The 12,602-nt window shown below is 59.7% G+C and carries 9 protein-coding genes and 1 pseudogene; 7 read left to right on the top strand and 3 right to left on the bottom strand.

Annotated elements, in window-relative coordinates:
* Positions 1 to 6 precede the first annotated feature (6 nt).
* A complete protein-coding gene (locus tag QOS90_RS22690) occupies positions 7 to 558 on the top strand; it encodes a single-stranded DNA-binding protein (protein ID WP_027594878.1) in 552 nt (183 codons plus the stop codon).
* A gap of 86 nt (positions 559 to 644) precedes the next feature.
* On the opposite strand, the gene QOS90_RS27715 is transcribed toward QOS90_RS22690, so the two are convergent.
* The 3 genes and pseudogenes from QOS90_RS27715 to QOS90_RS22680 all read right to left on the bottom strand — a co-directional run bounded on the left by QOS90_RS27715 (position 645) and on the right by QOS90_RS22680 (position 4,407).
* Positions 645 to 1,037, bottom strand: a complete 393-nt coding sequence (locus tag QOS90_RS27715) for an Imm50 family immunity protein (protein WP_097151368.1) — start codon at positions 1,035 to 1,037, stop codon at positions 645 to 647.
* Between the two features lie 17 nt (positions 1,038 to 1,054).
* A pseudogene (locus QOS90_RS22685) lies at positions 1,055 to 1,400 on the bottom strand (RHS repeat domain-containing protein); the annotation flags it as partial.
* Positions 1,401 to 3,012: 1,612 nt separating this feature from the next.
* A complete protein-coding gene (locus QOS90_RS22680) occupies positions 3,013 to 4,407 on the bottom strand; it encodes an aminotransferase-like domain-containing protein (RefSeq protein WP_085274032.1) in 1,395 nt (464 codons plus the stop codon).
* A gap of 442 nt (positions 4,408 to 4,849) precedes the next feature.
* On the opposite strand from QOS90_RS22680, the gene QOS90_RS22675 reads away from it, so the two are divergent.
* The 6 genes from QOS90_RS22675 (at position 4,850) to QOS90_RS22650 (ending at position 12,599) form a co-directional block, all read left to right on the top strand.
* Positions 4,850 to 5,875: a TauD/TfdA family dioxygenase gene (locus QOS90_RS22675; protein WP_085274031.1), complete on the top strand. Its 1,026-nt coding sequence runs from the start codon at positions 4,850 to 4,852 to the stop codon at positions 5,873 to 5,875.
* 31 nt (positions 5,876 to 5,906) lie between these two features.
* Positions 5,907 to 6,692, top strand: a complete 786-nt coding sequence (locus QOS90_RS22670) for a sulfite exporter TauE/SafE family protein (protein WP_027594881.1) — start codon at positions 5,907 to 5,909, stop codon at positions 6,690 to 6,692.
* Between the two features lie 22 nt (positions 6,693 to 6,714).
* Positions 6,715 to 7,488: an SDR family NAD(P)-dependent oxidoreductase gene (locus QOS90_RS22665; protein WP_027594882.1), complete on the top strand. Its 774-nt coding sequence runs from the start codon at positions 6,715 to 6,717 to the stop codon at positions 7,486 to 7,488.
* A gap of 439 nt (positions 7,489 to 7,927) precedes the next feature.
* A complete protein-coding gene (fdnG, locus tag QOS90_RS22660) occupies positions 7,928 to 10,996 on the top strand; it encodes a formate dehydrogenase-N subunit alpha (protein ID WP_143491099.1) in 3,069 nt (1,022 codons plus the stop codon).
* The gene (gene fdxH / locus QOS90_RS22655) at positions 10,996 to 11,946 is read left to right on the top strand and encodes a formate dehydrogenase subunit beta (protein ID WP_027594885.1); all 951 of its coding nucleotides are present in this window, start codon (positions 10,996 to 10,998) and stop codon (positions 11,944 to 11,946) included. Before fdnG ends, fdxH begins: the two co-directional genes overlap by 1 nt.
* On the top strand, positions 11,943 to 12,599 hold the full coding sequence (locus QOS90_RS22650; RefSeq protein ID WP_027594886.1) for a formate dehydrogenase subunit gamma: 657 nt from the start codon (positions 11,943 to 11,945) through the stop codon (positions 12,597 to 12,599). The genes fdxH and QOS90_RS22650 overlap by 4 nt, the downstream gene beginning before the upstream one ends.
* Positions 12,600 to 12,602 lie beyond the last annotated feature (3 nt).

The raw sequence follows: 12,602 nt of genomic DNA, 5'->3' as shown, positions 1-12,602 counted from the left end.
AACGTTATGGCCCGTGGGGTTAACAAAGTCATTCTGGTCGGCACCTGTGGCCAGGATCCCGAAGTCCGCTACCTGCCCAACGGTAACGCCGTGACCAACCTGAGCCTGGCTACCAGCGAGCAGTGGACCGACAAGCAGTCGGGCCAGAAGGTCGAGCGTACCGAGTGGCACCGTGTGTCGCTGTTCGGCAAGGTTGCCGAAATCGCCGGCGAATACCTGCGCAAGGGTTCGCAGGTGTACATCGAAGGCAAGCTGCAGACCCGCGAGTGGGAAAAAGACGGCATCAAGCGCTACACCACCGAGATCATCGTCGACATCAACGGCACCATGCAGCTGCTGGGCGGCCGTCCGCAGAACCAGCAAGGTGGCGGCGACCAGTACAACCAGGGTGGTGGAAACAACTACAACCAGGGTGGCCAGCAGCAACAATACAACCAGGCGCCACCACGTCAGCAGGCCCAGCGCCCGCAACAGGCTCCTCAGCGCCCAGCGCCGCAGCAGCCAGCGCCGCAGCCGGCGGCTGACTTTGACAGCTTTGATGACGATATTCCGTTTTAAGCAACGATAAAGACGAGGTTGTACAACAGTCTTTGAAAGGCCCCGCGCTAGCGGGGCCTTTCGTTTCTGCAGTGTGTCGACAGAAGTTATACATCACAGTAAGCACTTACGCCGTCTATCATGACGTGCTCAGCGGTAATCTCCAGTTTTAGAACCCCGTTATCAGCATTCAGTCGAATAACACCGTTTTCTTTCGTAATGTTTAGGTCAAGCATGCAGTTTGATTGCATGCCAGAAATTTGCAGTTCTCTGACGCCTACGGCTAGCAGTCTTAATTGGATGCGGTTGAATCCTGCGGTTTTCCACTTTGTGGGTGGGTGATTGGGGAATTCCCTCAGGTCAAACCTTAGGAGGACTTTTGGGCCATCACGCTGAATTTCAATGCCATGCACATTGACACCTTTTAGTAAGGGCGTGTCCTCCCCGTATAGGGACTTAAGTGCTGTCGGGTCGACAAGGTGTTCAGTCCAATTAATCATTTTGCCTCGCTAAGAATCCCATTAGTATTCAGTCCGCCGGATAAGCCAATAGGATCACTTTCGACATACCTCCAAGTCTGCGGTCATGACCACGGAAGTAATTGTAGTGCAGCCCGCTCTCAGCGTCGTAGTGCTGCCCAGGAAAACGCAGATTGAGCAACGTCTGTTGTCCTGAACCTGTGGATCCTGATTAGGTTTGCCCTCGCCAAAGGCACCCGACTGCCACTGCCAGACGATCTGCTGCTTGGCCGAAGTGGCCAGGCGTAGCGTGTCGAGGTGGTCGCTGTGCAGATAAAGCAGCTGCGCAGCGCCCGTGCCGCGCATATTCACGCTGGCCAGTGGCAGCGAATCCAGCCACAGGTAGGACTACGTGCGCTGCAAGGCCCCGGTAGGGGGCGCGTAGCGAATAAGAAAAAACCGGCACAAGGCCAGTGTCATAAACGTTCTTATAATCCATATATTACTGAAGCTTAACTAATTTTTTTGAGTATCGGTACATAAATCAGTCAATGCATAATTATCAGCGACGAAGATTTTCAGCAGCCGATTTGAGTTGCTCAACAAATTCCTCTAATGGGATGCGCGAACCTAATTCTCCGTCTTTACCAGGTAAAGCAACACAAACGTTTTCACGCCCATCTTCCCGGTCAAGCAACAGTAAAACTGATCACCGAAATGCAGCTCTGCTACTAAATGCTCATACTCCGGTTCGCTTAAAACAATCGTGTGCCAATCAGGTTTTTCATTATTATCTCAGTTCAAGAGGGCCCGTAAATTTCCCATTCTGATCAAACCTCGCTCCTCTACCATCTGGACTGTCATGCACATCGGTCCCGCCATGTCGCGACTCACCAGCACCCATAATGGAATCGTGTCAGCTCCATTATGTACTAGGAATTTTATCCACTCTGGTACCTGACGGAGCCAGAGTGGATTTTTAGGTAATCAATGGAGGTTGTTATTTTTTCGCTAATCGGTCATGACAATTAGGTCGGCAGAACCTTCCTCAAGTTCTTTGTATGAATCCCGGAAGTGTAAGTGGTCTGAAGGGCTAATAGATTTATTTTTTTTTCCGGTTTACAGCCTCTTGGAGCAAACGCACAAGCTCGTTGAGTTCGGCTGCGCTTGCAACTATAGATGCTTCAGATAGCTCTATTAATTCGCTCGAATTTTTACCATATCCATATATCTTCATTGTATTTCCTCGCAGTCCGAAGGTCTGGTCATGCATTGGCCGTCATATGGGTTTTGTACGCAATATTCATTCATGATTTGCCCCGTGAGCGCGAGGGCGCCCCGCAACTCAGAGCGTCGTTGATTCGGCCTTCCTGGATTGAGAGGCTGAGTGGGGCGGGGTCTTTGGAGGGGTCGACGGGCTCGGGTTTGGCTTTTTCGCAGAGCCCACTGGCATTATTGAAAATCTGGCCCGTTGGGCAATACTCACCCGTCCAGAATATCGGAATGGTTTGGTTGCATTCTTCTTGAGTACAGTTGGCGAGCGGATATAAACATCTCGCCATGTAGAAGTCGACATTTGGCTCCGGCCGGCTTACCGAACCAATGCCGAGATATTCATATTCTTGTTTCGTACTAAACGCCTGGCAAAGTGCAGTGGCAGATGCATTGGGTGGCACAATATTCCCAATACTCCATTCCCTATCACCCGCAACCGCAAGAACACTACAGCTGACCAATAGAGCGGCCAGTATTGCTTTCATCCATGTAAATCGCACTGTTTCCATCCTTGGTGTGTATTGCAACAAGGATTATATACAGGTTGAGTTGCTTCAGCGGGAGAGTGCCTGGCGGGATTTTACGTGATCTGTGGCGGTGTTCACTGCTTGCAAGTATGCAATGTGGCAACCGACCCAGCGTCAAAGTCGCCGCGAATTCAGGCTTTGCTGCCGCGTTGCGGCAGATCGCGGGGCAAGCCCGCTCCCACAACAATGGATGACCATACTTTTCGTACAAAAACCTAGTAAAAAAGCCGCGGCTCCGGCGAATCCAGCAAGCTGACCAGCTTGGTCAGGGCAAAGCCCAACTCCGCGCGGCTTGGCGTCATCAGTGCGATACGCACGCCGCAGGTGGCAGCGCTGCGCTCCGGCAGGAACTGACTGCCACTGACCACGGTGACGCCATTGTTGCGCGCCAGGTTGGCAAATTCGTCGCTGGTCCACGGCTCGGGCAACTCCAGCCAGAGATGGAAACTGTTGGGCTGGCTGCGGACCTTGTAGTTACCCAGGATCTCGCGGGCCATTTGCTGGCGCGCGGCCGCTTCGTCCTGCTGCACCTGCACCAGTTGGTCGGCCATGCCGCTGTTGATCAGGTTGCTGGCCAGTTGCGCCATCAACGGCGAGGGCATCCAGACGCTGCTGCGCACCATCGACGAGAGCCGCGAAAGGGTTTGGGGCGGGGCATAGAGATAACCGATCCGCAGCGCGGGGAGCACGCTTTTGGACAAGCTGGTCAGGTACACCGAGCGCTCTGGGGCATAGGCCGCCAACGGTTTGTAATCAGGGGCCGGTTCAAGGAAGCCATAGATATCGTCATCGACGATGAACAGGTCGAACTCGCGGGCGATCTCGGCGATGGCTTCTCGGCGCGCGTGGGGCATGATCGAGTTGGTCGGGTTCTGGTGGGTGGTCACGCACACCAGCAGGGAAGGGCGGTGCTCCAGGCACGCCGCGCGCAAGGCCTCGGGAATTAAACCGTGCTCGTCCATGGCCACGCCGCGCAGGCGGCGCCCCATGCTGTGCGCCAGGGAAATGATGCCCGGGTAGCAGAATGACTCGCACAGGATGACGTCATCGTTCTTGGACAAACTGCTGATGGCCACCAGCAGCCCGTGTTGGGCGCCCGAGGTCAGCACCACCTGCTGCCAGTTCGCTTCGGGTAGCCAGCGTTGAATCCAGGCCGCACCGGCCTGCTTGTGCGTCGCGTGGCCGCCCTCGGTGACGTAATCGAGCACCTGGGCCAGGTCGGGAGATGCTGCCAGTTCGTTTATTGCCCCGCGCAACCAGTCGGTCATGTGCGCGTCATTGGGTTTGATGATCGAAAGGTCTATCTGGCCACTCTCGCGCTCGGCTGGCGCAGGCATGGGGCGTGCTGCCGAGGCTGGCGCATGCGCCGGGCGTTGCTGCAACACAAAGGTGCCGCGGCCGACCTCGCCCACCACCAGGCCCCGTTTGGCGGCTTCGTCATAGGCGCGCCCAATGGTGCCAGGCGTCACGTTCAATGATTCGGCCAAGTCCTTGAGGGTCGGCAGGCGATCGCCAGCGGTCAGTCGGCCGCTGCCGATGTCCTGTTCAAGGGCGTCGGCGATCATCAGATAGACCGGCTGCGCCAGGTCGCTGTAGTGAGGAACCCACATAGAAATGGCACCAAAGGCTGCAAGAACGCGGAAGCCTAGCACGAAAGGTCTGATAGGAGTAATTGTGTTTTCTTGTAGGCAAATTACATCGATTGAGCTGGCTTTTGCCGGCGAGATGAGCGACTGAAGGTCCTTCAGCTTCGGCAGAGCTCGGCGAACTGCTTCAGGGAATTCAGTGGTTTTTCCAGAAATCTTTTGAAATCAATAAGTTGATTGAATCGATGCAATCGATGTGCTTGCGCTATGTTGAAATAAATTGAGTCGATTCTATTTTTGTAATTACAATGATTGAGTCGATGCAATTTGCGGGGTGCCGCCCTGGCTCCACTTATCTCATCGCACAGCTGTGAACGGCTTCAAAAAAAGACAACGTCTGCCGCCTCTGCCCGGCTTAGCACGACACCGAATGGCCTCAAGCTAGCTCAATGGAATATCACTCGAAATGGAAAGCGCACACCTGCAACAAGGAGCCGAGCCTCAGACTTCACTGGAGATCCGCCTGCCTTGGGTAACCTCAAGTGCCTGGCAAATCTTGCTGAACAATACCCCCCTCGATTTTGAAACCAGCAAAGAGCTCTACCCTCAGCTCAAGGATCAGGCGCAGGAGGTGCTGGGCAACGCACTGTGCCAGCAGATTCGTGGTTTCGTCGAAGACCCGCAACTGACCAGCATGATCGTGCGCAATTGCCCACGCGACCGTGACGTACCTCCTACGCCGTACTCGGGTGTGCTCAGCCCGCGCAGCACGCCGATTGCCTGCCTGGTCAGCCTGACCATGCAGAGCCTGATGGGCATCAACCCGATCGTTTATGAGGGGGAGAACGACGGCCGGCTGTTCCGCCATGTCATTCCGGCACGCACTTCATCCAGCCACAAGAGCTCCCACGGCTCGCGGCTGCGTTTTTCCTACCACGTCGACAACCCCGACCTGCCGCTGTCATCCGAACCACTCGGCACGGCCTCCTGCTGCCCGGAATACCTGTCGTTCTTTGGCATGCGCTGCGACCCGCGCATCAGCACAACGCTGGTCAACCTCGATGCGGTAGTGGCGGCGCTGCCGTCGGCCACCGTGCGTGAGCTTTGCCTGCCTCAGTTCGAAATCCGCCGCCCCGACTCGTTTACCGCCAATCGGCGATGCACCGCCGAGTTGCCCGTGCTGGCGCATGGCAATGCCGGCGAGTGGTTGTGCCGTTTCGACAGCGAGAACACCCACGGCCTGAACCTGCGTGCCGAGCAAGCCCTGGCCAGCTTGCGCGGTGTGCTGGAGACCCGCCGCTTTGACGAGCCACACCTGCTGCTGCCGGGCGACTTCATGATTTTCAAGAATCAGCGTGTGTTGCATGCCCGTGAAGGCTTCGAGCCGCAGAACGACGGTGCCGACCGCTGGCTGTTGCGCCTGTTCGCGGTCAACGACCTGAACCGAGTGCATTTCGCCCGTGCGGACCACCTCTACGAAGTGCGCTCCTGATCTTTCTCAACGACTCGATGGAAGTAACGATATGGAACTGTTAGGCGCTTTCTGGGCGGAACACTGGCTGCTGGCGATCCTGATGCTGGGGGCGATCGCGTTCATTGCAGGCTTCGTCGACAGCATTGCCGGTGGCGGCGGGTTGTTCCTGGTCCCTGGGTTTCTGTTAGTGGGCATGCCGCCTCAGGTGGCTCTCGGGCAAGAAAAACTGGTGAGCACACTCGGCACGCTGGCCGCCATCCGCAACTTTCTGGCCAACAGCAAGATGGTTTGGAAGGTGGCGCTGGTCGGGGTGCCGTTCTCGTTGCTCGGTGCTTATCTGGGGGCGCACCTGATCGTGTCGATCTCCCAGGAGACCGTGGGCAAGATCATCCTGGCGCTGATCCCGTTCGGCATCCTGATCTTCCTCACCCCCAAAGACCGACCGGTCGAGGAGCGCGAGCTGTCCCCGCGCACGCTCTACACCGTGGTGCCGTTGACCTGCCTGACCATCGGCTTCTATGACGGCTTCTTCGGCCCAGGCACCGGCAGCATGTTCATCATCGCTTTCCATTACCTGCTGCGCATGGACCTGGTCTCCAGCTCGGCCAACTCCAAGACCTTCAACTTCGCCTCCAACATCGGCGCGCTGGTGGCGTTCATCATGGCCGGCAAGGTTGTGTACCTGCTGGCCCTGCCACTGGTGGCCTGCAACATTCTCGGCAACCACATGGGCAGTGCCCTGGCCTTGCGCAAAGGCAACGACGTGGTGCGCAAAGTGTTGGTGTTCTCGATGCTGTGCCTGTTCACCAGCCTGGGCGTGAAGTACCTGGTTTGACCTACCTACTCGGAGATAACTGATGAAAACCGCATTCGTAACCGGCGCCTCCTCGGGGTTTGGCCGAGCCATCTGCCGTACGTTGATTGCCAAGGGCTACCGCGTGATCGGTGGCGCCCGGCGCATGGACAAACTGCAGGCGCTGGAGGGTGAGCTGGGGGTCAACTTCATCCCCTTGGCGTTGGATGTCACCGACCCTGCGTCGCTTGAAACGGCTGTCGAGCAGATTCGTGATGCCTCGCTGCAAATCGATCTGTTGGTCAACAACGCCGGGCTGGCGCTGGGGGTCGATCGCGCCCAGGCCAGCAGCGCCGAGAACTGGCAGCGGATGATCGATACAAACATCACCGGGCTGGCCATGGTCACCCACAAGATCCTGCCGCAGATGGTGGAAGCAGACAGCGGGATGATCATCAACATCGGCTCGATTGCCGGCACCTATCCCTATCCAGGCGGCAACGTGTATGGCGCCAGCAAGGCATTCGTGCGCCAGTTCAGCCTCAACCTGCGTGCCGACCTGGCCGGTACCCGCGTGCGGGTGAGCAATATCGAGCCGGGCCTGTGCTCGGGCACGGACTTTTCGGTGGTGCGCCTGAAGGGCGACCTGGACGCGGTGGAGGCGCTGTACCGCGACGTGGAAGCCATCCTGCCGGAGGATATCGCGGCTACGGTGGCGTGGATCGCCGAGCAGCCCGCGCATGTGAATATCAACACCCTCGAAATCATGCCGGTGGCGCAGAGCAGTGCTGCACTGAATGTGGTGCGTAATCTGCCCAGGCCGTTGGGCGCTGCTTGATAGAGGGGCGCGCGCAGGGTGTTCGCCGTAACATTTTCGGCGCTTATGAGATCGAGCGCCGCCCGCGCGGCGCTTCGCAGCACAAGGCTGCTCCTACATCTGTTTCGGGCCAATGAGGCCTGTGGCATTTGCGCGCGACCGCCTTGTTTGTACGACGCGATATCGAGGCGGGCGCCAAGGGGCCGCGCGCCAATGCATCAGGCATAACTGGCCCGAAACAGATGTAGGAGCAGCCTTGTGCTGCGAAGCGCCGCGCGGGCGGCGCTCGATCTCACAGGCGCTGAAGATGTTGAGAGGAGCACCCCCCTGACCCCTGTCATAGCACCTTCCCGATTCTTGACTAGGCTTACCTATCGGCGGCCATCAAAAACCCGCCACCGTGACTACCAAGAGGCGCCGGCCATGTTCCGCGCGTCCACCACCTGATCAGGAGTGCACGATGGACCTCAACCGTCGGCAGTTCTTCAAGGTCGCCGCTGTCGGCCTTGGAGGCTCGAGCCTGGCGGCGTTGGGCATGGCCCCGACGCCGGCCTTCGCCGAGCAGGTGCGTCACTTCAAGCTGGCGCACACCAAAGAGACCCGCAACACCTGCCCCTACTGCTCGGTCGGCTGCGGCCTGATCATGTACAGCCAGGGTGATGCGGGCAAGAACGTCAAACAGAACATCATCCATATCGAAGGCGACGCCGACCACCCGGTCAACCGCGGCACCCTGTGCCCGAAAGGCGCGGGCCTTCTGGACTTTATCCACAGCCCAAGCCGCCTGCAGTACCCCGAGGTGCGCAAGCCGGGCAGCAAGGAATGGGTGCGGGTGGAGTGGGACGAGGCGCTCGACCGCGTCGCCGACCTGATGAAGCAGGACCGCGATGCCAACTTCATCGAGAGGAACGCCCAGGGGCAAACCGTCAACCGCTGGCTTACCACCGGTTTTCTCGCCGCCTCCGCCGCCTCCAGCGAGGCCGGCTACCTGACCCACAAGGTTGTTCGTGCAACAGGCATGCTGGGGTTCGATAACCAAGCACGTGTCTGACATGGCCCGACGGTGGCAAGTCTTGCCCCGACGTACGGCCGTGGTGCCATGACCAACCACTGGTCCGATATCGCCAACGCGAATCTGGTCCTGGTGATGGGGGGCAACGCAGCAGAAGCGCATCCGTGCGGCTTTAAGTGGGTGACCGAAGCCAAGGCGCACAACAAGGCGCGGCTGATCGTGGTCGACCCGCGGTTTACCCGTACCGCCTCGGTGGCGGACTACTACGCGCCCATCCGCACCGGCAGCGACATCGCCTTCATGGGCGGGCTGATCAATTACCTGCTGAGCACCGACAAGATCCAGCACGAGTACGTGCGCAACTACACCGACGTGTCGTTCATCGTCAAAGAAGGCTATGGCTTTGAGGACGGGCTGTTCAGCGGCTACGACGCGGCCAAGCGCGTGTACGCCGACAAGTCCGGTTGGGGCTACGAGCTGGGTGAGGACGGCTTTGCCAATGTCGACCCGACCTTGCAGCACCCGCGTTGTGTGTTCCAGCTGATGAAGCAGCACTACAGCCGCTACACCCCGGAGCTGGCCAGCATGACCTGTGGCATGCCGCAGGACGCCATGATGAAAATCTGGGAAGAGATCGCCACCTGCTCGGTACCGGGCAAGACCATGACGATTCTCTACGCACTGGGCTGGACCCAGCACTCGATCGGCGCGCAGATCATCCGCAGTGCGGCGATGGTGCAGCTGTTGCTGGGTAACGTCGGCATGCCGGGTGGTGGGGTCAACGCCTTGCGTGGGCACTCCAATATCCAAGGCCTGACCGACCTCGGCCTGCTGTCCAACTCGCTGCCGGGTTACCTGACCCTGGCCGGTGATGCCGAGCAAGACTACGCCGCGTTCATCGACAAGCGTGCCTCCAAGCCGCTGCGCCCTGGGCAGCTGTCCTACTGGCAGAATTACGGCAAGTTCCACGTCAGCCTGATGAAGGCCTGGTATGGCGCCAATGCCACGGCGGAAAACAACTGGGGCTACGACTGGCTACCCAAGCTCGATGTGCCGGCCTACGACGTGCTGCGCATGTTCGAGATGATGGGCCAGGGCAAGGTCAACGGCTACATCTGCCAAGGCTTCAACCCGATTGCCGCGTTGCCGGACAAGAACCGTGTCACCGCCGCGCTAGGCAAGCTCAAGTGGCTGGTGATCATGGACCCGCTGGCCACCGAAACCTCGGAGTTCTGGCGCAATGCCGGGCCGTTCAACGACGTCGACACGGCCAATATCCAGACCGAAGTGATCCGCCTGCCCACCACGTGTTTTGCCGAGGAGGACGGCTCGCTGGTCAACAGCAGCCGCTGGCTGCAATGGCACTGGAAAGGTGCCGACGGCCCGGGCCAGACCCGCACCGATGTGCACATCATGAGCGAGCTGTTCTTGCGCCTGCGCCAACGCTACCAGGCTGAGGGCGGCGCTTACCCCGATGCGCTGATGAACATCAGCTGGCCGTACAAGGTCCCTGAAGAGCCGTCCCCGGAGGAGCTGGCCAAGGAAATGAACGGCTGGGCGGTAACCGACGTCACCGACCCGACCGGCGCGGTGCTCAAGGGCGGGCAACAGTTGTCGGGCTTCGGCCAGCTCAAGGACGACGGCAGTACCGCTTCGGGTTGCTGGATTTTCGCCGGCTGCTGGACCGAGCAAGGCAACCAGATGGCACGCCGCGACAACAGCGACCCGTACGGCATGCACCAGGTGCAGAACTGGGCCTGGGCCTGGCCGGCCAACCGCCGCATCCTCTACAACCGTGCCTCCAGCGACCCGCAAGGCAAGCCATGGGACCCAGAGAAAAAACGCCTGGTGTGGTGGAACGGCAAAGCCTGGACCGGTACCGATGTGCCCGACTTCAAGGTCGACTCCCCACCGGAAGCTGGGATGAACCCGTTCATCATGAACCCCGAGGGCGTGGCGCGGTTCTTTGCCATCGACAAGATGGCCGAAGGCCCGTTCCCCGAGCACTACGAGCCGTTCGAAACGCCGATCGGCATCAACCCGCTGCACCCGCAGAACAAGAAGGCCACCAGCAACCCGGCCGGGCGGATCTTCGATTCGGTGTGGGACAGCCTCGGCACCCATGATGAATTCCCTTACGCGGCGACCACCTACCGGCTGACCGAGCACTTCCACTTCTGGAGCAAGCATTGCCGGCTCAACGCGATCGCCCAGCCCGAGCAGTTTGTCGAGATCGGCGAGGTGCTGGCGAACGAGAAGGGCATCAAGGCAGGTGACCGGGTGCGGGTGTCGAGCAAGCGCGGGCATATCGACGCGGTGGCGGTGGTGACCAAGCGGATTCGCCCGCTGCAGGTCAACAACCAGACCGTGCACCAGATCGGCATCCCGTTGCACTGGGGCTTCACCGGGGCAACCCGGCACGGCTACCTCACCAACACCCTGGTGCCGTTCCTGGGTGATGGCAACACCCAGACGCCGGAGTCCAAGTCGTTCCTCGTCAAAGTGGAGAAACTCTGATGGCCAGCCAAGACATCATCGCCCGCTCGGCCACCACCACCGTACCGCCTTCGGTACGCCAGCAGGAGGAAGTCGCCAAGCTGATCGATACCACCAAGTGCATCGGCTGCAAGGCCTGCCAGGTGGCCTGTTCGGAGTGGAACGAGCTGCGTGACGAGGTTGGCCACAACCACGGCACCTACGACAACCCCCAGGACCTCACGGCCGAGACCTGGACCCTGATGCGCTTCACCGAGCACGAGCGCGACGACGGCAACCTGGAGTGGCTGATCCGCAAGGATGGCTGCATGCACTGCGCCGACCCCGGTTGCCTGAAAGCCTGCCCGAGCCCGGGGGCGATCATCAAGCACGCCAACGGTATCGTCGATTTCAACCAGGACCACTGCATCGGTTGCGGCTACTGCATCACCGGCTGCCCGTTCAACATCCCGCGCATATCGCAGAAGGACCACAAGGCGTACAAGTGCACGCTGTGTTCCGACCGGGTGAGCGTGGGGCTGGAGCCGGCCTGCGTGAAAACCTGCCCGACCGGGGCGATCGTTTTCGGCAGCAAGGACGAGATGAAGGTGCATGCCGCCGAGCGCATCGTCGACCTCAAGTCACGTGGCTACGACAACGCCGGGCTGTACGACCCGGACGGCGTCGGCGGCACCCACGTGATGTACGTGTTGCACCATGCCGACACCCCTCGGCTGTACGCCGGCCTGCCGGACCAGCCGGTGATCAGCCCGCTGGTAGGCTTGTGGAAGGGCTTCACCAAGCCGCTGGCGCTGCTGGCCATGGGCGCGGCGGTGCTGGCTGGGTTCTTCCACTATGTGCGGGTTGGCCCGCAGCGGGTCGAAGAGGACGAGCACCCCACGCCGCCTGATGACAGCGTGCACCAGGTGGACCCTGCGGTGCATGTGTACGATCCGAAGCAGCCCGGTGGGCAAGGGGAGCAACGGCCATGAACCACAACAAGCCTATCCTGCGTTACAACGCCAACGAGCGGACCAACCACTGGATTGTCGCCATTCTGTTTTTCATGGCCGGGCTGTCTGGGCTGGCGCTGTTCCATCCGGCACTGTTCTGGCTAAGCCACCTGTTCGGCGGTGGGCCGTGGACACGCATCCTGCACCCGTTCATGGGCGTGGCCATGTTCGTGTTCTTCCTCGGCCTGGTGGTGCGTTTCTGGCGCGCCAACTTCATCACCGCCAACGACCGCCTGTGGCTGCGCCGCATCGACCGGGTGATGGTCAACCGTGAAGACGGCGTGCCGCCCATTGGCAAGTACAACGCCGGGCAGAAGCTGCTGTTCTGGACGCTGCTGCTGTGCATGCTGGTGCTGTTGCTGAGCGGTGTGGTCATCTGGCGCGCGTACTTCAGCCATTTCTTCGATATCGGCTCCATTCGCCTGGCAACCTTGCTGCATGCGCTGGCGGGTTTTGTGCTCATCCTTAGCATCATTGTGCACATCTACGCCGGTATCTGGATCAAGGGCTCCATTGGCGCCATGCTGCATGGCTGGGTCAGCCGCGCCTGGGCCCGCAAACATCATGAGCTGTGGTACCGCGAGGTGACCGGCGACAAGCAGCCAGGTGATCACGGACGTAAAGAAGGATGAGTA

Source organism: Pseudomonas sp. LAIL14HWK12:I10 (assembly GCF_900184205.1).
Classification (GTDB): domain Bacteria; phylum Pseudomonadota; class Gammaproteobacteria; order Pseudomonadales; family Pseudomonadaceae; genus Aquipseudomonas; species Aquipseudomonas kermanshahensis.
Note: the sequence above shows the minus strand (reverse complement) of the source record. Positions and strands in the feature narration are given on the sequence as shown.